General features: G+C 41.5%; 25 protein-coding genes. 17 read left to right on the forward strand and 8 right to left on the reverse strand.

Annotated elements, in window-relative coordinates; translation table 11 throughout:
* Positions 1–237 precede the first annotated feature (237 nt).
* The 4 genes from HC725_RS03895 (at position 238) to HC725_RS03910 (ending at position 4,340) form a co-directional block, all read left to right on the forward strand.
* Positions 238–1,623 carry an MFS transporter gene (locus tag HC725_RS03895; protein WP_190330461.1) on the forward strand — a complete coding sequence of 462 codons (1,386 nt, stop codon included), beginning with the start codon at positions 238–240 and terminating at the stop codon, positions 1,621–1,623.
* A 9-nt stretch (positions 1,624–1,632) separates the two neighbouring features.
* A complete protein-coding gene (locus HC725_RS03900; RefSeq protein ID WP_190330462.1) occupies positions 1,633–2,571 on the forward strand; it encodes a glycoside hydrolase family 43 protein in 939 nt (312 codons plus the stop codon).
* A gap of 96 nt (positions 2,572–2,667) precedes the next feature.
* Positions 2,668–3,759, forward strand: a complete 1,092-nt coding sequence (gene galM, locus HC725_RS03905) for a galactose-1-epimerase (protein WP_190330463.1) — start codon at positions 2,668–2,670, stop codon at positions 3,757–3,759.
* Between the two features lie 44 nt (positions 3,760–3,803).
* Positions 3,804–4,340, forward strand: a complete 537-nt coding sequence (locus HC725_RS03910) for a sugar O-acetyltransferase (protein ID WP_190330551.1) — start codon at positions 3,804–3,806, stop codon at positions 4,338–4,340.
* Between the two features lie 72 nt (positions 4,341–4,412).
* On the opposite strand, the gene ggt is transcribed toward HC725_RS03910, so the two are convergent.
* From ggt to tkt, 4 genes are all read right to left on the reverse strand, one after another.
* Positions 4,413–6,149 (reverse strand): gamma-glutamyltransferase, encoded by a 1,737-nt coding sequence (ggt, locus tag HC725_RS03915; RefSeq protein ID WP_190330464.1) that lies wholly within the window; start codon positions 6,147–6,149, stop codon positions 4,413–4,415.
* A gap of 324 nt (positions 6,150–6,473) precedes the next feature.
* Positions 6,474–7,331, reverse strand: coding sequence for an arabinose operon transcriptional regulator AraC (gene araC, locus HC725_RS03920; RefSeq protein WP_190330465.1), 858 nt, complete (start codon positions 7,329–7,331; stop codon positions 6,474–6,476).
* A 1-nt stretch (position 7,332) separates the two neighbouring features.
* Positions 7,333–8,199 (reverse strand): Cof-type HAD-IIB family hydrolase, encoded by an 867-nt coding sequence (locus HC725_RS03925; protein WP_190330466.1) that lies wholly within the window; start codon positions 8,197–8,199, stop codon positions 7,333–7,335.
* A 226-nt stretch (positions 8,200–8,425) separates the two neighbouring features.
* Complete coding sequence (gene tkt, locus HC725_RS03930; RefSeq protein WP_190330467.1) at positions 8,426–10,420, reverse strand: transketolase; 1,995 nt, start codon at positions 10,418–10,420, stop codon at positions 8,426–8,428.
* 520 nt (positions 10,421–10,940) lie between these two features.
* Between tkt and metK the strand changes: the two genes are divergently transcribed.
* The 6 genes from metK to ruvX all read left to right on the forward strand — a co-directional run bounded on the left by metK (position 10,941) and on the right by ruvX (position 15,709).
* Entirely contained in the window at positions 10,941–12,092 is a 1,152-nt protein-coding gene (metK, locus tag HC725_RS03935) for a methionine adenosyltransferase (RefSeq protein ID WP_190330468.1), read from the forward strand.
* Positions 12,093–12,186: 94 nt separating this feature from the next.
* Complete coding sequence (locus HC725_RS03940; protein ID WP_190330469.1) at positions 12,187–12,702, forward strand: SprT family zinc-dependent metalloprotease; 516 nt, start codon at positions 12,187–12,189, stop codon at positions 12,700–12,702.
* An 83-nt stretch (positions 12,703–12,785) separates the two neighbouring features.
* Positions 12,786–13,517 carry a 16S rRNA (uracil(1498)-N(3))-methyltransferase gene (rsmE, locus tag HC725_RS03945; protein WP_190330470.1) on the forward strand — a complete coding sequence of 244 codons (732 nt, stop codon included), beginning with the start codon at positions 12,786–12,788 and terminating at the stop codon, positions 13,515–13,517.
* 39 nt (positions 13,518–13,556) lie between these two features.
* The gene (gshB, locus tag HC725_RS03950; protein WP_190330471.1) at positions 13,557–14,504 is read left to right on the forward strand and encodes a glutathione synthase; all 948 of its coding nucleotides are present in this window, start codon (positions 13,557–13,559) and stop codon (positions 14,502–14,504) included.
* A 170-nt stretch (positions 14,505–14,674) separates the two neighbouring features.
* Positions 14,675–15,238 carry a YqgE/AlgH family protein gene (locus tag HC725_RS03955; protein WP_190330472.1) on the forward strand — a complete coding sequence of 188 codons (564 nt, stop codon included), beginning with the start codon at positions 14,675–14,677 and terminating at the stop codon, positions 15,236–15,238.
* A 48-nt stretch (positions 15,239–15,286) separates the two neighbouring features.
* Positions 15,287–15,709, forward strand: a complete 423-nt coding sequence (ruvX, locus tag HC725_RS03960; RefSeq protein WP_190330473.1) for a Holliday junction resolvase RuvX — start codon at positions 15,287–15,289, stop codon at positions 15,707–15,709.
* Between the two features lie 50 nt (positions 15,710–15,759).
* Here the strand turns inward: ruvX and HC725_RS03965 are convergent, their stop codons facing one another.
* Both HC725_RS03965 and HC725_RS03970 read right to left on the reverse strand, forming a co-directional pair.
* Positions 15,760–16,869 (reverse strand): PilT/PilU family type 4a pilus ATPase, encoded by a 1,110-nt coding sequence (locus HC725_RS03965; protein ID WP_190330474.1) that lies wholly within the window; start codon positions 16,867–16,869, stop codon positions 15,760–15,762.
* An 85-nt stretch (positions 16,870–16,954) separates the two neighbouring features.
* A complete protein-coding gene (locus tag HC725_RS03970; RefSeq protein WP_190330475.1) occupies positions 16,955–17,992 on the reverse strand; it encodes a type IV pilus twitching motility protein PilT in 1,038 nt (345 codons plus the stop codon).
* Between the two features lie 26 nt (positions 17,993–18,018).
* Here HC725_RS03970 and HC725_RS03975 point away from each other — a divergent pair, with 26 nt between their 5' ends.
* The 7 genes from HC725_RS03975 (at position 18,019) to hemW (ending at position 22,990) form a co-directional block, all read left to right on the forward strand.
* A complete protein-coding gene (locus HC725_RS03975; RefSeq protein WP_190330476.1) occupies positions 18,019–18,744 on the forward strand; it encodes a YggS family pyridoxal phosphate-dependent enzyme in 726 nt (241 codons plus the stop codon).
* Positions 18,745–18,857: 113 nt separating this feature from the next.
* Complete coding sequence (gene proC / locus HC725_RS03980; RefSeq protein WP_190330477.1) at positions 18,858–19,676, forward strand: pyrroline-5-carboxylate reductase; 819 nt, start codon at positions 18,858–18,860, stop codon at positions 19,674–19,676.
* A gap of 65 nt (positions 19,677–19,741) precedes the next feature.
* Positions 19,742–20,296, forward strand: a complete 555-nt coding sequence (locus HC725_RS03985) for a YggT family protein (RefSeq protein WP_190330478.1) — start codon at positions 19,742–19,744, stop codon at positions 20,294–20,296.
* A 19-nt stretch (positions 20,297–20,315) separates the two neighbouring features.
* Positions 20,316–20,627 carry a DUF167 family protein YggU gene (yggU, locus tag HC725_RS03990; RefSeq protein ID WP_190330479.1) on the forward strand — a complete coding sequence of 104 codons (312 nt, stop codon included), beginning with the start codon at positions 20,316–20,318 and terminating at the stop codon, positions 20,625–20,627.
* Between the two features lie 46 nt (positions 20,628–20,673).
* Positions 20,674–21,108, forward strand: coding sequence for a DUF4426 domain-containing protein (locus HC725_RS03995; RefSeq protein ID WP_190330480.1), 435 nt, complete (start codon positions 20,674–20,676; stop codon positions 21,106–21,108).
* A gap of 17 nt (positions 21,109–21,125) precedes the next feature.
* The gene (locus tag HC725_RS04000) at positions 21,126–21,734 is read left to right on the forward strand and encodes an XTP/dITP diphosphatase (protein WP_190330481.1); all 609 of its coding nucleotides are present in this window, start codon (positions 21,126–21,128) and stop codon (positions 21,732–21,734) included.
* 11 nt (positions 21,735–21,745) lie between these two features.
* Positions 21,746–22,990, forward strand: a complete 1,245-nt coding sequence (hemW, locus tag HC725_RS04005; protein ID WP_190330482.1) for a radical SAM family heme chaperone HemW — start codon at positions 21,746–21,748, stop codon at positions 22,988–22,990.
* Between the two features lie 128 nt (positions 22,991–23,118).
* On the opposite strand, the gene secF is transcribed toward hemW, so the two are convergent.
* Positions 23,119–24,045: a protein translocase subunit SecF gene (gene secF, locus HC725_RS04010; RefSeq protein WP_203219062.1), complete on the reverse strand. Its 927-nt coding sequence runs from the start codon at positions 24,043–24,045 to the stop codon at positions 23,119–23,121.
* 2 nt (positions 24,046–24,047) lie between these two features.
* Positions 24,048–25,925, reverse strand: coding sequence for a protein translocase subunit SecD (gene secD / locus HC725_RS04015; RefSeq protein WP_190330483.1), 1,878 nt, complete (start codon positions 25,923–25,925; stop codon positions 24,048–24,050).
* Positions 25,926–26,033: the final 108 nt, after the last annotated feature.

Consider the following 26,033-nt stretch of genomic DNA (forward strand, 5'->3'; position numbering starts at 1 on the left):
AAATACCCATAAAAAACCTGCACCTATTGCAGGTTTTTTAATAATAAGACGTTATAAAACATTTTATCTCGTCAAGAAATATCGTCCACATAATAAAATATAAATATTCCAATATAAAAAATTAGCTGAATACATGTATATTTCTGCTATTTATTAAATTTCATGGGATTATTAACAGTACGATAAATTTAAGCGGGTTAATATTTTGGCATAACGAATAAAAAGGACGTAAATATAATGTATAAATACAAACTCCCCGTTTTAGAGAAAATAGGTTTTGGCGCTGGTGACATGGCGGTCAATGTTGTCATCTCTTCTATGATGCTCATCATTACTTTCTTCTATACCGATATCTTTGGTATTAAAGCTTCCGATCTTGCCATGCTGTTTATTGTTGTACGTTTAATTGATGCTGTAACCGATCCATTAATGGGTATGATTACCGACAAATTCACTTCTCGCTGGGGACGCTATCGCCAATATTTATTATTCCTTGCGATTCCGTTTGGTATTTCGGTTTACTTAGCTTTCAGCACACCCGATGGCGATTACAACACCAAATTGGTTTATGCCTACGCAACCTACATTTTCGTTACTCTAATGTTTACTGCAGTCACGATTCCTTATATTTCCTTAATCAGCGTATTAACAGATGATCCTAAAGAGCGCTTATCCGCTAATGGTTATCGCTTATTCTTTGCAAAAATTGCTGCTTTCTTAGTTACCATCATTGTACCTCAATTATCAGCACAGTGGGGACAAGACAATATCCAGCTTGGCTATCAATATTCGATGGGATTAATGGGCTTGATGGGAACTCTACTATTCCTATTTTGTTTTGCGACTACCAAGGAAAGAATCGAGCACGTTGTTGATCAAAAGCCATTTAAAGAACAAGTTAAAATCTTAATGAAGAATGACCAATGGTTAGTACTTTGTGGTGTGTGTGTAACCGGAACCATCGGCTATGTAGTACGTGGCTCTGTAGCCGCTTACTATGCTAAATATTACCTAGGTGGTGATGCGGGTACTATCTCAGCATTTTTAGCTACCGGAGTTGCCGCAGCAATTTTAGCTATGGTGGCGTCCACTTGGATCACCAAAACATATTGTAAAATCAAATTGTTCCGTTACAGCCAGATTGCCGTTGCTATTATCAGCGTTGCGCTTTATGTATTCGTAGGACCAAGCGACTTTGCTCTCGCGTTCATCCTGTATTTTTTACTGTCTTTCGTAGTGGACTTGCACGCTCCTGTCTTTTGGTCTGCGATTGCAGAAGCAGTGGATTACGGCGCATATAAAACGGGGAAACGTGTTTCAGGTTTAGCTTTTGGTGGCATTTCGTTTAGCCAAAAATTAGGTATGGGAATTGCGGGTGCTATCGTGGGTTGGTTACTAACTTTCTTTAATTATGTTCCTAACCAAGCACAATCGGATTTCACTTTAACTGGTATTGCTCTCATGCTGACTGTGATCCCAGGGTTCTTCCACTTCTTAATGGGCGCTCTAATGTTTAAATACAAAGTGACCGACAAGTACTACCACGCGATGACTGCCACTAAAATTTTGGATAAAGAACAAAACTTGAGTGATGTAAAAGCCCAAAAACCTGTTAAAGCTTAAGGTAAGAAGATGAACGAATTAACCAATCCAATTATCGAACAACGAGCTGATCCTCATATTTATAAGCACACCGACGGTTACTATTATTTCACCGCCTCGGTGCCAGAATATGACCGTATTGAGATCCGTCGAGCCAAAACGATTAACGGCCTAAATACCACCAGCGAATTGATTAACGCATGGTATAAGCCCGACATTGGTGCTTACAGTGATCTCATTTGGGCGCCAGAGCTGCATTTTGTGCAAGGGGCTTGGTATGTGTATTTTGCAGCAGCGCCATCACGAGAAATTGTGGATGGGCTATTTCAGCACCGCATGTATGCCATCAGTAATAAAAATGCCAATCCAACCACCGATGAATGGGTATTTGAAGGTCAAGTTGAAACTGGCATGGATACCTTTTGCTTAGATGCCACCACGTTTGCCCATCAAGGTAAGCAGTATTATGTATGGGCGCAAAAATCTAATCAAATTCAAGGCAATTCTAATCTGTACATCGCCCAACTTAAGACCCCAACGACGCTCGCAACACCGCCAGTATTGCTCACCAAACCTGAGTTTGATTGGGAACAGATTGGCTTTTGGGTTAACGAAGGGCCATCCATTCTTCATCGTCACGGTAAGTACTGGATGACTTATTCTGCCAGTGCCACTGATGAGAATTACTGTATGGGTTTATTGTACGCCGATGACAACAGCGATGTATTAGATCCTAGCAGCTGGCATAAAGCAGATGCCCCTGTATTTAAAACCAACTTTGAACGTAAAATTTACGGCCCAGGCCACAACAGCTTTACGGTTGATGAGCAAGGTCATGACCTATTGGTGTATCACGCGCGCGACTACACCGAAATTGAAGGTGACCCATTGTGGGATCCAAACCGCCATACACGAATCAAACGTCTTGAATGGCAAAATGGATTCCCTGTATTTGGTGACGCTATTTAACCTGAGTTCAGGTTATTTCATACTCCTTTGGCACTAGCGTGAAATAAGATTCAGCTAGTGTCCTTTTTCTTTTTTAACACTGACGAAGTATTGCCTATGTCGACTAAAGAACATTCAAATCAAAAGACGTTCTCAGCTCAAGAGCTTGAACAATCGATTCAATCTGGATTAGCTTTCGATGGTCTGCCTGCTCAGGTTTTTACCCTCATCAATTCAAACAATATGTCGGTTTCAATTATGGACATCGGCGCAACTTGGGTTAGCTGCATTCTTCCACTCGACAATCAGCCCCGTGAAGTTTTATTGGGCATGACTAAAATTGAAGACTATGCCTCTCATAATGCCTTTCTTGGTGCGATTGTTGGCCGCTTTGCTAATCGCATTAACCGCGGGCAATTTGCTATCAATCAGCAGCATTATCAACTCACGATTAATGATGGTGAAAATACCTTACACGGCGGCATTGATGGTTTTGATAAGCGTCGATGGACAGTAAAAGAATACAATAATAATCACGTGGTATTGTGCCTACACTCTGAAGATGGCGACCAAGGATTTCCTGGTAACCTTTCTGTTGAAGTGGTTTACACCCTCACTGAATGCAATCAAGTGTGTATTGAATATTCCGCATTGTGTGATCAAGACTGCCCAATAAACCTAACCAACCATGCTTACTTTAATTTAGATGGCGCGGAATCGAACCAGACAGTTTTAGATCATACGCTTTGGTTAAAATCACCTTATTACGCGGCAACAGATGAAAACTTAATCCCAACAGGTAAGTTAACACCTGTCACAAACACCAGTTTCGACTTTAATCAAGCCGAGCCAATTGGCGCTCGTTTACTGGAAGATAGCGACCAGAAAATCGCAAAAGGCTATGACCACGCCTTTACTTTCGATCTACAAGATTGCGATGGGATCACTCCCGTGGCCGAACTGACCTCGAGCGATAAAAAAGTCACTATGTCCGTGCTCACAGACAAACCTGCCATTCAATTTTACAGCGGGAATTTTTTAGCGGGCACACCATCACGAAATGGCACTTATAACGATTATCAAGGTGTAGCATTAGAAACCCAATTCTTACCCGATGCGCCTAACCAAAACTGGCCAGAAGGTAACAAAGCTTTTATTGCCCAAAAATCGTTCTATCAATACCAAACCAGTTATCAATTTAGTTTTTAGGTCGGCTTATGAGCATATTTGAATCATCTCAAGCATTAAAAGATATGCGTGCAGGTTTACGCTATAACATAAATGATCCAGATCTTATTGAAATCCGCGATCAAACTCGGGATAAAGTTGCTCAATACAACCAAATCCCGAGACGAGATCGCAAAGAACAACGCCAAGTATTAGACAGTATTTTCTCTCAAGTTGGCGAAAATGTGCATTTCGAAAAATCAATGAGCATTGATTATGGTATTAACACAAAACTGGGAAGCCATGTATTTATCAACTTCAATTTTGTATTGCTAGATTGTGCGCCTGTCAGTATTGGTGACCATGTTTTTATTGGCCCAAATGTACAAATCTATACGGCTCATCATCCGTTAGATGCGGCAAGTCGAGATTTACACATTGGCTTTGCCGAATCTATCACCATTGGCAACCATGTATGGATTGGTGGTGGATGTGTGATCTTACCCGGTGTCACGATTGGCGATGGCGCAGTCATTGGTGCTGGTAGCGTGGTAACAAAAGATATCCCTGCAAGAATGGTTGCAGTTGGTAACCCTTGCAGGCCAATTAAACCAGTCGAGTAATCCGTTTAAACACATTAAAATATAACAACGGTCAGCCAATATTACGCTGACCGCTTTGCTATGATGCTTGAACTAATATCCAACCGTTAACGCACTTGGTGTTCTCGGGTCAGATGCCCCAAAGAAGCCTTGCTCGGTATGCATAATCGATTGTGTGCTGCCCATGGCTTCTTTTTCTACTACATTTTGTCCTTTAGCTTTTAATAGTTTGATGGTGTCTTGGTTTAAGCCTTTCTCAATACGCAGTTCATCCGGTAGCCATTGGTGGTGTATACGAACCGCATTAGTAGCTTCAGCAATATTCATTTTGTAGTCAATCACATTCATAATGATTTGAAGCGTGGTAGTGATAATGCGGCTTCCTCCTGGGCTTCCCGTTGCCATAATTGGCTTACCATTTTTAAAGACTAAGGTTGGGCTCATGGAAGATAGTGGGCGTTTTCTGCCTTCAACCGCATTCGCATCACCGCCGATTAAACCATAACCATTGGGTACACCGGGTTTGGCTGAAAAATCATCCATTTCATTATTAAGTAAAATACCTGTGCCGTTAGCGACCATCCCAGTTCCGTAAGAAAAGTTCAGAGTGTAGGTGTTTGAAATAACGTTACCCATTTTGTCCATCACAGAAAAGTGAGTGGTTTGATCGCTTTCATACGGCATCGGTTGGCCATGTTTGATTTCACTGGCTGGGCGCGCTTTATCCTGAGAAATTTGTTCATAAAGTGAGTGGGCGTAATCTTTACTCGTTAAGCCTTTCATTGGAACGTTAACAAAGTCCGGATCGCCTAGATATTCAGCGCGATCGGCATAAGCCAGTTTCATCGCTTCGGCCATTACATGAATGGTTTCAGCCGTGTTATGTCCCATTTCTCCAATGCGGTAGTTTTCTAAAATATTGAGGATTTCGATGATATGAATGCCACCTGACGACGGCGGTGGCATGGAGGCAATGCTGTAACCGCGATAATTCCCCATCACAGGTTCACGTACTATTGCTTTATAACTGGCAAGATCCTCGATAGTCATTAAACCACCAGCAGCGGTCACTGAATCAGCAATGGCTTTTGCGGTTGGGCCTTTATAAAAACCATCCATGCCTTTTTCTGCAATTAGTTTAAGTGAGTTAGCTAGATCTTTTTGGATAAAAATATCACCGATTTGGTAATCCGTTTTACCGCCATCTTTAAAGAAAATAGGTTTACTGCTATCCCATTTTTGCAAACGGTCTTTCGCGCTTAGCAAAGAGGTATAAAGATCCGGCGTGACGATGATGCCTTTTTCTGCCATTTCAATAGCCGGTGCCATCACGGTTTTAAGATCCATAGACCCATAATTTTTTAACGCTGTAATGAAACCTGCAACGGTACCCGGAACTCCGACCGCAAGTCCATGAAAACGAGAAAGTTCTTCAACTGCATTTCCGTCTTTATCTAAATACATATCTTTGTAGGCTTTGGATGGCGCCATTTCACGATAATCTAAAGCAAAGGTACGCTTCTTTTTGGCATCATAAATCATCATAAAACCGCCACCACCAATATTACCCGCACGAGGTAAAGTAACCGCTAAAGCAAAACCAACAGCTACACCAGCATCAACCGCATTACCACCAGATTTAAGAATCTTTACGCCAATTTTAGACGCCAGTTCTTCTTGGCTGGCGACCATACCGTGTTCAGCCCAAACAGGATGATAAATACTGTCACTCGAATAAATGGCTGGGGTTTGTGCAGCGACATAAAAAGGGGTGAGAAAACAGGTGATAGAAAGTAAAACATTGGATTTAAACAGCGTACGTTTTGTCATGTGCTACCTCTAATTGAAGTGCTAAAAGCTAAAATAGGCTTTAGAAGAATGATTAGGGATCACGCAACTAAAGCCAAATGAGCAATACAAAATAAGCAACCTAGCCAATCAAAGGTAAAGATAAAATGTGATGGCCGAACTTGTGCTTGCTCAGTGTTAATTAGCTTTCGCCAAATTAATTTTTCAGTATGGTAGATAAATCGTGATTTAGGTAGGCTGAGCATAAACAAGAAATAACAAAATGTTCGCGGCGACCTTTCTGCTTAACTTTTGGTTGTTGGTTATCGATTGTTGAAAACAGCATGGTCGCCGAAGACGGTGATATTACATGACTTTTTCACGATAAAGTTTCGGGCTTAAACCTGCTTTGTTTTTAAATACACGTGAGAAATACAATGGGTCGGAATAACCAATTAAACGCGATATCTGATTAATCGAGTAGTTTGAAGTAACTAGCAATTGCTTAGCTCGGCTGATGCGTTGATCATCTCGCCATTGGGTAATGGTCATGCCTACTTCATCTCGGAATAGATGCCCCAAACGCGAGGGAGATAAACAAATCAATTCAGCTAATTGTTCATTCGAAAATTCTTCATTCAAGTGGCTCGACATATAATTTAAGACTTCGGTCACTCGTGGATCAACACGCTTTTTAATTAAGCAAGGTTGGTTCATTTTGCAGCGAATTAAAATCTGCTCAAGCAAGTTCAGCGTAAGTTCATCAGTATACATATCATCACTTTTACTCAGCGCTTCAATTTGCTGAAACAAAGTATCGATAGCCGCTTGATCTTCAATATGAATACCTTTGGTATAAAACACACCATGAATACATTCTTGCCATTTTAAGCGGTTGTTCCAATAAGCACGTGGACGAAAGTAAATCCAACGATGATGCCACTCTTCACATCCTTCCTTACGATGATAATAATGTGGAACGCCAGATGGAAATAAAACTAGATCCCCTTCTTCCACATCAAAACTCTCTTCACCATGTAAAACAGTACCTGCTCCTTTTATTGTTAAGTTCAGAATATAGCCTTTCATTCCGGCTGGGCGATCAATGATAAAATCAAGCTCTTCACCAGAGGCAATAGGAGTAAGCCCTGCCACTAAATGAGCATTGAAATCATAACCAGGCTTAAGAGGATCACTTTGTTTTAATTCGTCTTTATCCGGCATTTTATTGATTCCTTTCTTTTGCAAAGCCATCAACGACTAGACCATCAATAGGAAAATAGTGCGCGATTAACTTTGCTAAATCATCACCTTGATTATCGGTTTTCGTTATAACATTAGCCCACGCTTTTACATCATCATGGGCATGTTGCATCGCGATCCCAATGCCTGAAAATGACAACATCGATACATCGTTGAAATTATCACCCGCGGCAATAATATGCTCGGCTGAAATACCTATAGATTCAGCATAGTTTGCTAATGCATTACCTTTGGTATTTCCTTTCGCCGCCAGATCAATTCGGTTTTCTGCTGACCAAGCACCATCAAAATTATCAACAATAAAAGGCAACGATAGAAACGCCTTTAACTTATCCTGCTCACCTTGCACGACAAATTTCCAAATATAATCACTTTGTCCTACCAATGGTTCAAAAGCTTCTACTTGATAGATATTCGGTTGCCGATCTTTAGGGTAAGTCTTAGCCCAAACCTCTAACGGTTGCATATACTCAATCGGATCGGCTAACGAATAAGTCATCGCCTCTTTAGTATATATCACCATTTTTAGTTGATATTGATGTGCTAATGCGAGAAATGTTTGCGCCTTTACTTTTGGGATCCCATTATGAAACAGCACTTTCTCATTCTTATAATCATAAAGATAGGTGCCGTTACAACATAAAACTGGAGTGTCTAAACCCAGCTCATCGTAATAAGGTTTAGCGGCAGTATGATGGCGGCCTGTGACAATCATGACCGAATAGTGAGATTTAATTTTATCGATCACTGATTTAATAGTTGGGTTTAGTTGATGATCATCTTGTAGCGTGGTGCCATCGAGATCCAAAGCAAGCAATTGGTAGCGCATTTCCGTATTCCTTTATATGGATTTTTTCGTCACTAAATATATAAGTTAACGCACTAAAAAACACCTTATAGCAGCGTGAAATTTGATCTCGCCATCAAATAAAATGGATGATATCGCTATATATTTTCGAGTGTGCGTTTTCCTATTTATCTTTATATCGACAGGCACAAAAAAGCCAGCATCCGAAGACACTGGCTTTATCTATGCGATTAAATTACATCAACAATTAAGCGATTAATTCTTTCGCTGTCTCAAGTACGTTTTCAACGGTAAAGCCAAACATTTTAAATAGCTCTCCTGCTGGTGCAGATTCGCCAAATGTCGTCATCCCGATGATGCGACCGTCTAGGCCAACATATTTGAACCAGTAATCAGCAATACCTGCTTCAACAGCAATACGTGCTGTTACATCAGATGGTAATACTGCTTCGCGGTATGCCGCATCTTGCTTATCAAAGGCATCAGTCGATGGCATAGAAACCACACGTACTTTCGTCCCTTCAGCCGTCAGTTTTGCTGCAGCTTCTACTACTAGCTCAACTTCAGAACCCGTTGCAATTAAGATAAGTTCAGGCTTACCAGCGCAATCTTTCAGGATATAAGCACCTTTTGCAATGTTCGCAACTTGCTCAGCGGTACGTTCTTGTTGTGCTAGATTTTGACGCGAGAAGATAAGCGCAGATGGCGCATCTTTACGTTCAATCGCTAGTTTCCAAGCCACTGCTGATTCAACTTGGTCACATGGACGCCATGTGCTCATATTTGGTGTCATGCGTAGAGAGGCAATTTGCTCAACCGGTTGGTGAGTTGGACCATCTTCACCAAGACCAATTGAATCATGCGTATACACTTGGATGTTTTGAATTTTCATCAACGCAGCCATACGCATTGCGTTACGAGCGTATTCCATAAACATTAGGAAGGTCGCGCCGTAAGGAATGAAACCGCCATGTAGAGCGATACCATTAATGATAGCTGTCATTGCAAACTCACGCACACCGTAGTGAATGTAGTTGCCAGAAGCATCATCAGCTGTTAGCGCTTTAGAACCAGACCACATAGTCAAGTTAGAAGGCGCAAGGTCAGCTGAGCCGCCCATGAATTCAGGTAGCATTTGACCAAACGCTTCTAGTGCGTTTTGTGATGCTTTACGTGAAGCAATGTTAGCTGGGTTTGCTTGAAGATCGGCAATGATTGCATTTGCTTTTGCTTCCCAATCACTTGGTAAATCACCCGCGGTACGACGTTTAAATTCAGCGGCAAGTTCTGGGTAAGCTGTTGCGTATGCTGCAAACTTCTCATTCCATGCTGCTTCTTTTGCTGCGCCTGCTTCTTTTGCATCCCACTGAGCATAAATGTCAGAAGGGATTTCGAAAGGACCGTGTGCCCAACCAAGCTGTGCTTTAGTCGCAACAATTTCATCAGCGCCAAGTGGTGCGCCGTGACAATCGTGTGTGCCTGCTTTATTTGGAGAACCAAAACCAATGACGGTTTTAGTACAAATTAGTGTTGGACGAGGATCCGCTTTTGCTGCTTGAATTGCCGCTTCAATCGCATCTGAATCGTGACCATCAACGCTAGGAATAACATGCCAGCCATAAGCTTCAAAACGCTTAGGAGTATCATCTGCAAACCAACCTTCAACATGACCATCGATAGAAATACCGTTGTCATCCCAAAATGCAACCAACTTACCTAAACCTAGAACGCCAGCAAGAGAACATGCTTCGTGTGAGATGCCTTCCATCATACAACCGTCGCCAAGGAAGGTGTATGTGAAGTGATCAACGATGTCGTGACCTTCTTTATTGAACTGCGCTGCAAGCGATTTTTCAGCCAACGCCATACCAACAGCGTTAGTGATACCTTGACCTAAAGGACCCGTTGTTGTTTCAACGCCAGGTGCATAACCGTACTCTGGATGACCAGGCGTTTTTGAATGCAGTTGACGGAAGTTTTTCAGTTCTGAAATTGGTAGTTCATAACCTGAAAGATGAAGTAAAGAGTAAATTAGCATTGAACCGTGGCCATTCGAAAGAATGAAACGGTCACGATCAGCCCACTCAGGGTTTTGTGGGTTATGGTTTAAATGTGAACGCCAAAGAACTTCAGCGATATCGGCCATCCCCATTGGGGCGCCTGGGTGACCTGAATTAGCCTGTTGAACACCGTCCATGCTTAAAGCGCGGATTGCATTTGCTAGATCTTTACGAGACGTCATGTCTGCTCCTGGGTTTGCATAAGCGAATTAAAGGTTTTTAGGTTGGCAAAGTGAGGTAAATATTCACCCCACTCAGAATGCTGGTCGGTATTGTCGCAAAGCACCCGTGTTACTGCAAATATTAACCGTCGTATATTTGTTATTTTTATACTCTTTTCTTCGCTTTCTTATATTAATCACATAATTGGATACATAAGCCTTTCAGAGCGAGAACGCAATCGAATGCGTCAATAGAGAATATAGCCATATTTATGTTCATTTTTGCTTATTCAAATATGAGGTCAGAAGTAAGTACCTATCGATATTTTATTAAAAAAGGCTTGTAATTCGGACAATCAAAACTAGAATAGACGTCTAGATGTAGAAACACCTACAATTTTAACGTTTATTTAAGAAGACGCGAGCCCTTGTCATTAACCTCTGTCGTAAGTTAATGCCCACCATGGACGCGTCTTTTCTAACTCAATCACTTTTATCATCAAACGATGAACTAGCGTGATTCACAGTGGAGCATTCACACATGGCTAAGCATTTATTTACTTCAGAATCCGTCTCTGAAGGTCATCCAGACAAAATTGCCGATCAAATTTCAGATGCGGTTTTGGATGCGATTTTAGAACAAGATCCAAAAGCACGTGTGGCGTGTGAGACTTACGTTAAAACCGGCATGGTAATGGTTGGCGGTGAAGTAACCACTTCTGCATGGGTTGATATCGAAGAAATCACTCGTGAAACCGTTCGTGAAATCGGTTATGTCCATTCAGATATGGGGTTTGATGCTAACTCTTGCGCCGTATTAAACACCATTGGCAAGCAATCTCCAGACATCAACCAAGGTGTTGATAAAGCTGATCCAAAAGATCAAGGCGCTGGTGACCAAGGCATCATGTTTGGTTATGCGTGTAACGAAACGCCAGTTCTAATGCCTGCGCCAATTACTTACTCTCACCTACTTGTGAAAAAACAAGCAGAAGTGCGTAAAAGTGGCAAACTTGATTTCTTGCGCCCAGATGCAAAATCTCAAGTAACTTTCCAATACGACCAAGGCAAGATTGTCGGCATTGATGCTGTCGTTCTTTCAACTCAGCACAGCGATTCAATTTCAACCGCCGATCTACGTGAAGCGGTAATGGAAGAAATCATCAAGCCTGTTCTTCCTGCAGAATGGTTAAGTAAAGACACCAAGTACTTTATTAATCCAACCGGCCGCTTTGTTATCGGTGGACCAATGGGTGACTGTGGTTTAACGGGTCGTAAAATTATCGTCGATACTTACGGCGGCGCAGCTCGTCACGGTGGCGGTGCGTTCTCTGGTAAAGATCCATCAAAAGTTGATCGCTCTGCGGCGTATGCTGCACGTTATGTTGCAAAAAATATCGTTGCTGCAGGTCTTGCTGATCGTTGTGAAATTCAACTGTCTTATGCTATCGGTGTGGCAGAACCAACCTCTATCATGGTTGAAACTTTTGGAACTGAAAAAGTACCATCAGAAATCATTGTTGAAGCAGTACGTCAACATTTCGACCTACGCCCATATGGCCTACAAGAAATGTTAAACTTGCTACAACCTATCTATAAGAAAACAGCAGCTTATGGCCACTTTGGTCGTGAAGAATTCCCTTGGGAAGCAACAGACAAAGCAGAAGCACTACGCGCATTCGCAAGCCTGTAAAATCTCTTAATAGATAAAAACGTAATGTAATTAAGTCCTTGCTATTCTGGTGAGGACTTTTTGTTAGAACACAATTTAAAATGATAGGTCTAACATGCCAAATGGTCATATCCCTGCACATTTACTGCAACAGGTGCATAGAACCGTTGAAGGCTGTATAGAGAAAGCACAACAAGCTCTTGATTGTCAGTTTGCTATGCCAAATGTTCATTTTAATGTACGCGGTAAAGTCGCAGGCAAAGCTTATTTGCAAAGTTGGGAGATCAGACTGAACCCAACCTTATTATTAGAAAATCAAACCGAGTTTCTGCAACAGGTGATCCCTCACGAAATTGCACATTTAATTACCTATCATCAATTTGGTCGAGTTCGCCCTCATGGAAAAGAATGGCAAGCAGTCATGATCAAAGTGTTCAAACTCAACCCCGAAACTCGTCATCAGTTTGATGTCAGTTCCGTTCAAGGTCTGACGTTTGAATATCGTTGCCAGTGCCAAAACCATACGATAAGTATTCGCCGTCATAACAAGATAATAAGACAGCAAACTCAATATCATTGCACCCGCTGTAAAGCACAATTACAGCCTGTCATTAATACATCGAACGACTGATTAAATGCCTCTTCAGCCCTTGTTTTTTTGAACAACAACATCCATGTTATGAATAGACTATCCATCCGATCACAGGTTACACCATGAGAATCCCTAGAATTTACCACCCTGAAACCATTATTGGGCTTGGTGAACTCCCCCTTTCTGACGATGCATCTGGCCATATTGGACGTGTTCTTCGTATGACGACAGGCCAAGAGGTTTTGCTATTTGATGGCAGTGGCGCAGAATTTCCCGCCACTATCGCATCGGTTTCTAAGAAAAATGTCACGGTTGAATTACATAAACGTATTGAAAGATCTGTTGAATCTCCTTTAGATCTGCATCTTGGGCAAGTCATCTCTCGTGGTGACAAAATGGAATTCACCATTCAAAAAGCGGTAGAGCTTGGGGTAAATACCATTACGCCGTTAATCTCAGTACGCTGTGGCGTAAAGCTAAATAGCGAACGTTTTGATAAAAAATTACAACAGTGGCAAAAAATAGCGATTGCCGCTTGTGAGCAATGTGGTCGTAATATCGTTCCGCAAATTCGCCCATTAATGCAACTAGAACAATGGTGCGCGGAGGACTATGATGGCCTCAAACTCAATTTACATCCAAGAGCAAAATACTCAATCAACACCTTGCCTGAACCGGTTAATAAAGTTCGTTTATTAATTGGCCCTGAAGGTGGTTTGTCTGATGAAGAAATTCAAATGACCGAACAGTATAAATTTGAAGAAACCTTATTAGGACCGCGCGTTCTGCGAACCGAAACCGCAGGCCTTTCCGCCATCACCGCACTACAAGTTCGTTTTGGCGATCTGGGCTAAATCTAGCCAGCGGCTATTTAATATAAGCAGGAGAAACACATGAAAATCGGCATCGTAATGGACCCAATCTCATCCATTAATATCAAGAAAGATTCAAGTTTTGCCATGATGTTAGAAGCACAGCGTCGCGGTTGGGAAATCCATTACATGGAAATGGCGGATCTGCATTTAGAGCAAGGTGTCGCGATTGCAGACACAAAAACCGTCACTCTTATCGAAGATCCTGCTAAATGGTATGAATTCAACTCAGAACAAACGATTGAATTGTCGGAACTTGATGCAGTACTCATGCGCAAAGATCCTCCTTTCGACACTGAGTTTATCTATGCAACTTACATTCTTGAACGCGCAGAAGAAAAAGGCACGTTAATCGTCAATAAACCGCAAAGCCTGCGTGATTGTAATGAGAAACTGTTTACTGCTTGGTTCCCAGAATTAACCCCAACGACTATTGTTACGCGTAAAGCTGAAAAAATTAAAGCATTCAAAGAAAAACATGGTGATGTAATTTTAAAGCCGCTTGATGGCATGGGTGGCGCTTCTATTTTCCGTGTAAAACAAGATGATCCAAACGTTTCTGTGATCATTGAAACCTTGACTAATCACGGTCAGAACTACGCAATGGCGCAAACCTTCGTGCCTGATATCAGCAATGGCGATAAACGTATTTTAGTCGTAGATGGCGAACCGATGCCTTATTGCTTAGCTCGCATTCCAGCTAAAGGCGAAACTCGTGGCAACTTAGCTGCTGGCGGTCGTGGTGAAGCTCGTCCATTGAGTGAAACTGATCTTAAAATAGCTCTGGCTGTCGCCCCAACGCTAAAAGAAAAAGGGCTGATATTTGTTGGCCTTGATGTTATTGGCGATAAACTCACTGAAATTAACGTCACTAGCCCGACTTGCATTAAAGAAATTGAAGCTGCATTTGATATTTCAATTACCGGTAAGTTAATGGATGCCATTGAACAACGAGTCAATGAAAAATAATTATTATCAATATAGTTATTAATAAAAGTAGTCTGTTCATAATCAGTAATTATTAACAGACTGATATAAAGCCAATAGCGATCAAGCAAGGTAAGTAACAATCACCAACGGCTAATGATTCTGCTTACTAAAAAATAGTAGGCAGGTCATAAAACTGACACGGAGAGAATATGAATTTAACCGATCATTTTCTGATCGCCATGCCAAGCATGAAAGATCAAAATTTCACTCGAACCGTAATTTACCTGTGTGAGCATAATGATGATGGCGCAATGGGGTTAGTGATTAATGCTCCAATCGGCATTAACATTGGCAACATGTTGCAGCAAATTGATGTTCAGCCTGTTCATCCACAAATTTGCACCAAAAGCCTACAAAATCCGGTGTTAAATGGTGGTCCTGTCGCAACCGACTGTGGCTTTATTCTGCATCAATTAAAAGATGACTATCAATCCAGCATTGAGATTAATCAGCATTTAGCCGTGACGACATCGAAAGATATCTTAACAGTACTTGGCACCGAAGCTGAACCTAAACAATACTTAGTGACATTAGGTTATTCAGGTTGGAGCGCTGGTCAATTAGAGCAAGAATTACTGGATAATGTTTGGTTAACCACCCCAGCCGATCCCAGTATAATCTTTGATACTCCACCTGCTTTACGTTGGAAAAAAGCCGTTCAATCATTGGGTATTGATACCGCTCAGCTTTCAATTGATTCTGGCCACGCATGATCCCAATAATAAACATCCATCATATTCGCTACTTATAACGAGAAACCCATGACTAACCAAACCATTATGGCATTTGACTACGGCACTAAAAGCATTGGTAGTGCCATAGGGCAAACCATCACAGGTACAGCTTCACCTTTGAAAGCATTCAAGGCTGTAGATGGTATTCCTAAATGGGATGAAATTGAAAAGCAAATTAAAGAATGGCAACCAAACTTAATTGTGGTCGGCCTACCAACGGATATGGAAGGTAAAGATCTCACCACCATCACCACTCGCGCTAAAAAATTCGGTAACCGTTTATTTGGTCGTTTTGGCGTTGCAGTTGAGATGCATGATGAGCGTTTATCTACTCAAGAAGCACGAGCTGAGCTCTTTCAAATGGGAGGATATAAAGCTCTGACTAAAGGTAATGTGGATTGCCAGTCTGCGGTAGTCATTTTAGAAAGTTGGTTCGAAGCACAGTATTAATCCAATAAATTGAATAGCAGGGACTAAAATCACAGCCCCTGCCTTTTATGTTACCTCATATCAATCTTAATCCCTTTTAACTTCTCACTCTCCGTCACTGGAGCATCAACTAAAGTTTTAAGCATCATACGCAGATCGTTAGCCGAGTCGGCACTGTGCATGGCGTCATCAAGGCTGATTTTATCTTCTTGCAACAATTTAAATAATGCTTGATCAAAGGTTTGCATACCTGATTCAGTTGAGAGGGTCATTGCCGTTTTTAATTCATGTAAATCGCCACGACGGATCAAATCTGAAATACGCGGGGTGTTAAGTAAGACCTCAAACACTCCATGTCGCCCTTCGCCATTTTTATCTCGGATCAATTGTTGCGCGACAACCCCTTTAAGATTCAGAGATAAATCAAACAAGAACTGCTCTTTTTGATCTTTCGGCACTAGATGTAAAATACGCTCTAATGCTTGATTAGCATTATTAGCATGCAATGTTGCCATACAAAGGTGGCCTGTTTCAGCAAACGTCATCGCATATTCCATGGTTTCACGGCTGCGGATCTCACCGATTAAAATCATATCTTGCGCTTGGCGTAATGAATTTTTTAAAGCAATTTCGTAACTATCAGTATCAAGGCCAACTTCTCGTTGAGTGACAATACACTTTTTATGTTCATGTACGAATTCAATCGGATCTTCGACGGTTAAAATATGGCCTGTTTGATTTGAGTTTCGATACCCCGTCATTGCCGCCATTGAGGTGGATTTACCCGATCCAGTGGCTCCAACCACCAACACCAACCCACGTTTTGAAGTGCATAAACTTTTCAGCACTTCAGGTAGATGCAAATCTTCCATACTTGGAATATTGGTTTCAATTCGGCGGATCACCGCGCCCGGTAATTCACGCTGAAAAAAAGCACTGACACGAAATCGTCCACTGCTTCGCATAATCGCAAAATTTGATTCATGTTCGTGTTGGAAGCTTTGTTGCCTTTCTTCATCCATCATGTCAAACAATAGCGCTTCAATAGCGCTTTTATCTAATTGATCGCCATGGGCTTTTAACTCACCATCAATACGAAATAAACAAGGTGCGCCAACGGTTAAATAAATATCCGATGCTTTCGATGTCACCATGGCCTCTAAAATTTGATCCAATTGCATTTATTCATCCTTGGTTGGCGTGTCCACTTTATGTCTGTTAGATCTATTTTGTTTGCTAAATTTACTTTGTTAAACATCAAGTCGGTTAATAAAGCGAATCCATACCTTCAATTTTTTGCTTCGCTTCTTCCGTATCGACGATACCTTGTGCGATTAATTTTCTGGCGGCTTGCTCCATGGTTTGCATTCCTGTTGCTGAGCCTGTTTGAATCATCGACATCATCTGCGCCACTTTATCTTCACGGATTAAGTTACGAATAGCAGGTGTTGCGATCATGACTTCATGACAGGCCACACGCCCCCCACCATTACGTTTAAGGAGTTTTTGAGCCACAACAGCACGTATGGATTCAGATAGCATAGAACGCACCATATTTTTATCAGCGCCGGGAAACACATCAATGATTCTATCGATGGTTTTGGCAGCAGAACTAGTATGCAAAGTAGCAAATACCAAATGGCCAGTTTCCGCAGCAGTAAGCGCAAGACTAATCGTTTCTTGGTCTCGTGATTCACCCACTAAAATTACATCAGGGTCTTCTCGTAATGCAGAACGTAACGCAGAATTAAAGCTTTTCGTATCACGATGTACTTCGCGCTGGTTGACCAAACATTTATTATTGGCATGAGTAAATTCAATCGGATCTTCAATCGTCAGAATATGTTTTTTCTGATTACGATTAATATAATCAACCATAGCAGCCAACGTTGTAGATTTCCCTGAACCTGTTGGTCCTGTTACTAGCACCAAACCTTTTTCATAATTAGCAATTTTTTCTAAGATATCAGGGGCAGAAATATCCTCTAATGATGGAATAGTCATTGGAATAGTACGAAACACCGCTGCGCAACCACGGGATTGATTGAAAGCATTGACACGAAAGCGCCCAACATTAGGCAGTTCAAAAGAAAAATCAATTTCGAATTTTTCTTCATATTCACTGCGTTGAGCATCATTCATAATATCAAAGATTAAGGCATGAACTTCTGAATGAGAAAATGCCTCCATTTCTAGCTTTCTGACATCGCCATCAATACGTAACATTGGGGGGACACCAGCAGAAAGATGTAGATCTGATGCATTATGCTTTACACTAAAATCCAATAACTCAGCGATATTCATTACTATTCCTTACTGAAACCAAAATTATGTCTACTATTCAAAAAAATATAGAACACATTCACTGCCAAATACGGGCTGCGGAAGAAAAATTCTCACGCCCATCGCAATCAGTACAGCTCTTAGCGGTGAGTAAAACCAAACCAATTGAAGCATTAGAACAAGCGATTGCCGCTGGTCAACGTCAATTTGGAGAAAACTACGTACAAGAAGGCGTGGATAAAATCCATTACTTTGACCAACACTATAACCAGAGCGAGCTTGAATGGCACTTCATTGGTCCAATTCAATCCAACAAAACTCGACTCATCGCAGAAAATTTCGATTGGGTACACTCCGTTGATCGCGAAAAAATAGCCCAGCGACTTAATGACCAACGAGCCGAACATATTGAAAAAACCAATACAAACCCGTTACAGGTGCTTATTCAAGTCAATACCAGTGGTGAAGAATCGAAATCAGGTATTGATCATACCGATGTTTTTGCACTCGCGCAGTTGATAAATACTTTACCTAACCTCACATTAAGAGGATTGATGTCGATTCCTGAAAACGTGCCAGATCATCAATCACAACTGGCTGCTTTTCAACAATTAGAGCAATTGCATCAAAAACTTAAAACTCTTTATCCTCAAGTCGATACCTTATCGATGGGAATGAGTGGCGACATGCAAGCCGCGATTGAAGCAGGCAGCACAATGGTTCGAATTGGTACCGCTATTTTTGGAGCAAGAGATTACTCTCAATCTAAATAAGTATTCCTTTAAAATCCGAACGATGCTGCATCTGAAGCGTCATAATTGAATTTATCAGGCATAATGACCGTAATGGATTAAGCGTCATTATTATCAAATTAAGGTGATGTCACATGGAACAGCGCAAAATTAGCTTTATTGGTTCGGGCAACATGGCTCGTTCTATCTTCGCAGGTATGCTATCAAGCGGTTACAAAGCCAAAAACATTGCCGCTACCGGTCGCGATGAAGGCAAACTAAAAGATTTAACGGACTGCTATGGTATCCATACTACGACCGATAACGCCAATGCTGTACAAGATGCTGATGTGGTTATTTTAGCGGTTAAACCTCAAATGATGTCTGATGTCTGTGAAGCATTTAAAACCATCGATTTGAGCAATAAGCTGATCATTTCTATTGCGGCGGGTATTTCCGCTAAACGATTAACTGAAATGCTCGGCCAAGAGGTGAATCTGGTTCGCGTGATGCCAAATACACCATCTTTAGTTGGCAAAGGCATGAGTGGGCTTTATGCTACGCCGCAAGTTTCTGGCGCTGATAAACACTTTGCAGGTGATTTAATGTCTGCGGTAGGAGAGATTTGTTGGGTTGCTCAAGAATCAGGAATCAACAATATCATTGCAGCTGCGGGCAGTGCTCCAGCGTATTTCTTCTTATTTATGGAAGCGATGCAGCAAGAAGCTATCGCCCAAGGTTTTGACCAAGATACCGCACGCCTTCTAGTACAACAAGCGGCATTAGGCGCAGCAGAAATGGTGGTTGCAAGCCCTGAATTAGAATTATCAACATTACGTGAACAAGTAACATCGAAAGGTGGTACGACAGCTGAAGCGATACGAACGTTTAATGACTGTCATTTATCAGCCATTGTTTCGAAAGCGATGCAAGCGGCGGTTAAACGCGCTGAAGAGATGGAAAAACAACTGTAAATAAAAACAACCGTAAACATTTAGCTTTCCAATAAAATTATCATATTAACCAAGGTTTTACATAAATGAATTCTCTTAATTTTTTAGTCTCTACTGTTTTTGACCTTTATATCATGGTGGTCATTTTACGAGTTTGGCTACAACTTGCCCGCGCTGATTTTTATAATCCATTCTCACAATCGATTGTAAAACTGACTCAGCCTATCGTGGCACCTCTACGTAGAATTATTCCTTCGATTGGGAATGTGGATCTTGCCACGGTTATTTTTGCCTACGCGCTTAGTGTTTTAAAATTTGTAACCTTAATTTTCATTTCGAATGGTCAGTTCGTCTTCGATATGGGCTTTCTCGTTTGGGGAGGATTATCTTTAGTTAAAGCTATTGGCGGTCTACTATTCTGGATTTTATTACTGCGCGCTATTTTAAGTTGGGTAAGCCAAGGCCGTAGTCCAGTTGAATATGTGATGACACAATTAACTGAACCACTACTTGCGCCTATTCGCCGTATTCTTCCGCCAATGGGTGGTTTTGATCTCAGTGTTCTTGTGCTGTTCTTAATTCTGCAATTTGCTAATTATCTAATGGGCGATTTGATTGGCCCTATTTGGTATCAACTGTAATCCTAGCTGAATTATAATAATGGCGGATGCAGTCCAGCGTGTGGAACAAGACATCGTTCTGCACGTCTATATCCAACCAAAAGCAAGCCGAGATCAAATTGTAGGTTTACATGGCGACGAACTGAAAATCGCCATCACTGCCCCGCCAGTTGATGGCAAAGCAAATGCCTATTTAACCAAATATCTTGCGAAACAATTTAAAGTGGCGAAAGGATCAATAAAGATTGAAAAAGGTGAATTAGGGCGACATAAACAAATTCGTGTAATATCACCAAGTCTTATTCCTGCATCTATTGAAGACTTACTGCAGTCAGACTATCGCCATAAATAAAGCACACCTAACTATTCTTTGTCTTCGGTTTCTAAGGAAGTATGAAATGAAAAAATGGCTCTTAACCGCACTAATTAGCCTTATCTCTCTTCCGAGCTATGCTGAACAATTTAAGAATATTAAAAATAGTGAAATTCATTACTCAGCCTTCAATTCAACGTTGATCACCGCTGAAGTTGCAACCCAATATCAACTAAAGCGTAATGGCCATTCTGCTATTTTAAATATCAGTGTGCTGGATAATTCCAAACTGGGTAAACCAGCCGTAAATGCCACCATTACGGGTACAGCCAAAAACTTAATTGGGCAAATCAAAACGCTTGAATTCAAACAAATAAAAGAAGGTAAATCGATTTATTATTTAGCACAATTTTCGATTTCAGATGAAGAAAACCTAACCTTTAATATCAATGTTGATGCTGGCATGACCGGCAGTGGACCAATAACGTTTACTCAAAAGTTTTATGTTGAAAATAAATAACCAATTTAGGATATAAGATGAAGAAGCTTGTTCTCGCCACTGGCAATCAAGGCAAAGTAAAAGAAATGGCCAGTTTATTGGCGGATTTTGGTTTTGAGATCCACGCTCAAAGTGAATTCAACCTTATCGAAGCTGAAGAAACCGGTGCCACCTTTATCGAAAATGCCATCATTAAGGCTCGTCATGCAGCGAAAGCAACCGGATTACCAGCGATTGCTGATGATTCTGGCTTAGAAGTGGATTATCTAAAAGGTGCACCGGGTATCTATTCCGCTCGTTATGCAGGTGAGGATGCCAGTGATAAGCAAAATCTAGACAAACTATTAGCCGCCATGAAAGATGTGCCAGCTAAGCAGCGCAGCGCTCGTTTTCATTGTGTGTTAGTTCTAATGAGACATGAAAACGATCCAACGCCATTAGTTTGTCATGGTGAGTGGGAAGGTGAAATTCTGACAGAAGCGATGGGCGAAAATGGTTTTGGCTACGATCCAATTTTTTGGGTACCAGAAGATAATTGCTCATCGGCGCAACTTGAACCAGTACGGAAAAAGCAATTATCTCATCGTGGTAAAGCCCTGAAAAAATTATTTACCGCGCTAACCGAAGCGCCTAACTTCATCCAATAAGGCTCCAATACGTGATCTCGCTTCCTCCATTGAGCTTATATGTCCATATCCCTTGGTGTGTACAAAAATGCCCGTACTGCGACTTTAACTCTCACGCTCAAAAAGGTGAGATCCCAGAAAGTCAGTACATTGATGCCTTACTAGAAGATTTAAAGCTCGATATTGAACACTATCAATTATGCCAAAGCTCCAAAACATCTCAAAGCTCCAAAGTATCTCAAAGCTCAGAAGAATCTCAGCAATCAAAAGCATCTCAAGCGCCTCGTCTTTTGCATTCGATATTTATTGGTGGCGGAACGCCTAGTCTCATTTCACCGCAAGGCATTGGGCGATTATTAAAAGGTATTGAGGCTCAAATCGCTTTTGAAAATGATATTGAAATAACCATGGAAGCCAATCCCGGAACGATTGAAGCTGAGCGTTTCGCCGAGTTTCAGCGTCAAGGTGTCAATCGTATTTCAATTGGTGTGCAAAGCTTTGAAGATGAAAAGCTGCAAGCTCTGGGGCGAATTCATGGTAAGCAAGAAGCAATTAATGCAGCCCATTTAGCGCATCAGATTGGCCTCAATAGTTTTAACCTCGATTTAATGCATGGTTTGCCAAATCAAACTCAAGCTCAAGCATTGTTAGATTTAGATAAAGCGATTGAGCTTGATCCTTATCATTTATCTTGGTATCAACTGACCATTGAGCCCAATACATTATTTTATTCAAAGCCGCCAATACTGCCAGATGATGATGATTTATGGGATATTTTTGAGCAAGGCCACCAGCGTCTAACCGATGCAGGTTATGTGCAATATGAAATATCCGGCTACAGCAAACTGGGATACCAATGCCGCCATAACTTAAATTATTGGCACTTTGGTGATTATCTTGGTATCGGTTGCGGCGCACATGGCAAGATTAGCTTTGCTGATGGTCGCATCATTCGAACCACTAAAATCAAGCACCCGAAAGGCTATTTATCGGCCTATCAAAACTTAGTGAAGCCTTATCGTGACAGTGAAAGCTTGGTGGAAATATCAGATCGCCCGTTCGAGTATTTCATGAATCGTTTTCGTTTAATTGAAAACTGTCCTAAATATGAATTTGTAGAACGAACAGGTTTGCCCTTATCGACTATTGAATCGGAAATTGATTGGGCGATCCAACAAGGCTATATAAACGATGGTCAGGATCATTGGCAAATCACTAAGAAAGGAAAGCTCTTCTTTAATGATTTGATTGCTGGATTTATGTCTGATGATGAATAACAAATAGCGTATTCAATACAAAATCGGCGCCTACTTTGGGCGCCGATTCTGTATATCCTCTGTATTTATATTCGTTGTCTTTCCGTATCTCTTTAGAGCCTTTATGATCTATTTAGAGCCTCTATCAACTACGGTGACTCCGGTAAGCTCTTCACTTGATAATGCTCAGGCTTTAATCCTAACACTTCTGGCAACGACGTTCCGACCGCAATCGATGACCAAGTCCCAACAATAATCCCAATAAACATCGCAATAGAGAAACCTTGCAACGATGCCCCACCCAATAACCACAATGCAGAGACCGTTAATAATGTCGTTCCTGATGTGATCATAGTGCGCGTAAAGGTTGCCGCTATCGCTTGGTTATTAATATCAGCCGTTCTTTCTTTGGGCTTTAAACGCAACAGATCCCGGATTCGATCGGCAATAATAATCGAGTCATTAAGCGAGTAACCTAAAATAGCCAAAATAGCCGCTAATACGGTTAGGTTAAATTCCATTTGGCTTAACGCAAAAAATCCAAGCACAAAGACAATGTCATGCAGCAAAGCAAGTAACGAGCCTAAAGCTAATCGCCACTCAAACCGAATGCTTAAATACCCCATGATACAAAGCAAGCTGACTAATAATGCTAAGCCACCTTGATTGGCTAAATCCTCCCCAACTTGTGGCCCAACAATACTGGTATTCAGGACTTTCACTCCTCCTGAAAGTGGCGAGAGCAATGATTGAATCGATACTGAGCCACTGCTTGATACTGAATCACGACTTAAATCATCAGGCACGCTATAGCGGATGATCCAACGTCCCGGTGCTTCACTGGCTACAATACTTACCTTTTCGCCTAAACCTGATTCGAGCAATGGATTAAGCTCGCTGAGAGTAACTTTAGAGTTCACTTGGATCTCACTCACCACCCCACCGGTAAAATCTAACCCCCAATTAAATCCTTTGGTGGTTATAAAGAACAAAGAAACACACATTAATAAAATAGAAATGGCGCTAGTACCATAACGCCATTGACTAGCGTTACCCATATTCATTAATTTACTCATGACTAAATCCTCTTCACATTACGGCGAGTATCTTGACCCCAAAACCAATTAATAATGGCTCGAGATGCAAAAATGCCAGTGAACATACTGGTCAATAAACCTAAACCTAACGTTAATGCAAAGCCTTGAATGGGCCCATTACCAATGCAATACAACACAATTGCAGTGATCATGGTGGTAAAATTAGCATCAAAAATAGTGCTCGTAGCGCTGCTAAAACCACTATTAATGGCTCTTGCTAAGCTATAACCTTCTTTCAATTTATCGCGGATCCGTTCAAAAACAAGCACGTTGGTATCCACTGCCATCCCCACCGTTAACACTAATCCTGCAATCCCCGGCAAGGTTAATACTGCGCCTGGGATCAAAGCTAGCAAACCGAACAACATCACCATGTTGGCCAGTAACGCGGCATTTGCCACCCAGCCTAAGCGTCGATACCACAACGCCATAAAGGTTAATGTCATTCCTAAACCTAATGCCAAAGCGGAGAAACCATTCTCAATATTTTCAGCCCCTAGGGTGGGACCAATCGTTCGCTCCTCGACGATAGTGACGGGCGCAGTCAATGAACCTGCACGTAGCAATAAAGCCAAACTTTGTGCATCTTGCATTGAACCGGCGCCAGTAATCCGAAACTTCGAGCCTAAACTTGATTGAATAGTCGCGACACTAATGATCTGATTGGTTTGCACCACCTCACCACGATCATTTCGCGAATATTCACTGTAAGCAGTCGCCATTGGTTTACCCACGTGACGGCCAGAAAAATCCGCCATCATTTTTCCGCCTTTGCTGTCTAAACTGATGTTGACCTCGGGCATTCCCATTTCACCAACATTGGCTCTAGCATCGACAATGTGCTCCCCAGTGAGAACAGGAGACTCCGCAACATGCACCAATTGACCGTTTTTATCGGGTAACATTTTCCCTTCTAATGCTGAATTTTCTAACACTTGATAAAAGGCCAAACTCGCAGTCGCACCAATCACGTTTTTCGCTTGTGCAGGATCTTGTACTCCGGGCAGTTCAATTCGAATACGGTGATCGCCTTGTCGCTGTACCGAGGCTTCAGTGATCCCCAACTCTTCAATACGGCTACGCATAATCTGTAAATTTTGTTGTACGGTTAAATTTTGTAACTCCACGCTCTCCTTTTCTTGGCGAGCTAACGTTAGATGATTATCGTCAACCGATACTCGCCAATTAGGATATTGAGCATGAATGAAGTCACGCAGCGATGAGAGTTGCTGCGCATTAGACAACCTAACAGTAAAGCCATCTTGCGACAGATCGGAGAATTGAGCTCTACGCCATTGTTGATCACGCAACCAACTGGTGATGTCTTTTTTCAGCTGATCTGTTTGTCCTTGATAAACAGAGTTCATATCAACATCAAGAAGAAATTGCACCCCTCCTCGTAAATCCAATCCAAGAGATATTGGGTTAAAACCCAGTTGCGTTAGCCATTGTGGTGCGTTGGCAACCGAAGCTAAAGTCACTTGAGTATCCGAGGATTTACTATTTATAGTCTTTTGTGGGCTAAGGAGATCAGTCAACACTTTCTTGGCAAGTGACATTTGATTCGCATCTTCAAGCACCACCCACGTTGAGTTTTGATCTTGCTTGATCTGCTTTAACTCTACCCCTTTCTTCGTTAATACATTTTGTAGTGCCAAAGGCGAAAGCGGAATTTGGATATGATTATCCAGCTGAGATTGACTGCCTTGGTTAATCTGTAAGGCAGGTGATTCACCAAACCAAGAAGGCAGCGCACTGAATAACAAAACAATAAGCGTGACGATAAGTACGGCATATTGCCAATAAGAATATTGGTTGAGCGCTTTCTTAGAAGCCGCCCGAGTAGGTTTTAAATTCATTGTATAACCTAAATATATCAACAAATCTCATGCCAATTAGTGATAAGAAATTTGTGTATAAATAACAATTTCATTTTGATCTTTAAGCGAAATATCGATTTAAACGAT

It is taken from the genome of Vibrio sp. S17_S38 (assembly GCF_014694375.1).
Lineage (GTDB): Bacteria > Pseudomonadota > Gammaproteobacteria > Enterobacterales > Vibrionaceae > Vibrio.

Coding starts and splice junctions, on each gene's coding strand:
- HC725_RS03895 (WP_190330461.1), top strand. CDS start 238: ATGTATAAATACAAACTCCCCGTTTTAGAGAAAATAGGTTTTGGCGCT.
- HC725_RS03900 (WP_190330462.1), top strand. CDS start 1,633: ATGAACGAATTAACCAATCCAATTATCGAACAACGAGCTGATCCTCAT.
- galM (WP_190330463.1), top strand. CDS start 2,668: ATGTCGACTAAAGAACATTCAAATCAAAAGACGTTCTCAGCTCAAGAG.
- HC725_RS03910 (WP_190330551.1), top strand. CDS start 3,804: ATGCGTGCAGGTTTACGCTATAACATAAATGATCCAGATCTTATTGAA.
- ggt (WP_190330464.1), bottom strand. CDS start 6,149: ATGACAAAACGTACGCTGTTTAAATCCAATGTTTTACTTTCTATCACC.
- araC (WP_190330465.1), bottom strand. CDS start 7,331: ATGCCGGATAAAGACGAATTAAAACAAAGTGATCCTCTTAAGCCTGGT.
- HC725_RS03925 (WP_190330466.1), bottom strand. CDS start 8,199: ATGCGCTACCAATTGCTTGCTTTGGATCTCGATGGCACCACGCTACAA.
- tkt (WP_190330467.1), bottom strand. CDS start 10,420: ATGACGTCTCGTAAAGATCTAGCAAATGCAATCCGCGCTTTAAGCATG.
- metK (WP_190330468.1), top strand. CDS start 10,941: ATGGCTAAGCATTTATTTACTTCAGAATCCGTCTCTGAAGGTCATCCA.
- HC725_RS03940 (WP_190330469.1), top strand. CDS start 12,187: ATGCCAAATGGTCATATCCCTGCACATTTACTGCAACAGGTGCATAGA.
- rsmE (WP_190330470.1), top strand. CDS start 12,786: ATGAGAATCCCTAGAATTTACCACCCTGAAACCATTATTGGGCTTGGT.
- gshB (WP_190330471.1), top strand. CDS start 13,557: ATGAAAATCGGCATCGTAATGGACCCAATCTCATCCATTAATATCAAG.
- HC725_RS03955 (WP_190330472.1), top strand. CDS start 14,675: ATGAATTTAACCGATCATTTTCTGATCGCCATGCCAAGCATGAAAGAT.
- ruvX (WP_190330473.1), top strand. CDS start 15,287: ATGACTAACCAAACCATTATGGCATTTGACTACGGCACTAAAAGCATT.
- HC725_RS03965 (WP_190330474.1), bottom strand. CDS start 16,869: ATGCAATTGGATCAAATTTTAGAGGCCATGGTGACATCGAAAGCATCG.
- HC725_RS03970 (WP_190330475.1), bottom strand. CDS start 17,992: ATGAATATCGCTGAGTTATTGGATTTTAGTGTAAAGCATAATGCATCA.
- HC725_RS03975 (WP_190330476.1), top strand. CDS start 18,019: ATGTCTACTATTCAAAAAAATATAGAACACATTCACTGCCAAATACGG.
- proC (WP_190330477.1), top strand. CDS start 18,858: ATGGAACAGCGCAAAATTAGCTTTATTGGTTCGGGCAACATGGCTCGT.
- HC725_RS03985 (WP_190330478.1), top strand. CDS start 19,742: ATGAATTCTCTTAATTTTTTAGTCTCTACTGTTTTTGACCTTTATATC.
- yggU (WP_190330479.1), top strand. CDS start 20,316: ATGGCGGATGCAGTCCAGCGTGTGGAACAAGACATCGTTCTGCACGTC.
- HC725_RS03995 (WP_190330480.1), top strand. CDS start 20,674: ATGAAAAAATGGCTCTTAACCGCACTAATTAGCCTTATCTCTCTTCCG.
- HC725_RS04000 (WP_190330481.1), top strand. CDS start 21,126: ATGAAGAAGCTTGTTCTCGCCACTGGCAATCAAGGCAAAGTAAAAGAA.
- secF (WP_203219062.1), bottom strand. CDS start 24,045: ATGAGTAAATTAATGAATATGGGTAACGCTAGTCAATGGCGTTATGGT.
- secD (WP_190330483.1), bottom strand. CDS start 25,925: ATGAATTTAAAACCTACTCGGGCGGCTTCTAAGAAAGCGCTCAACCAA.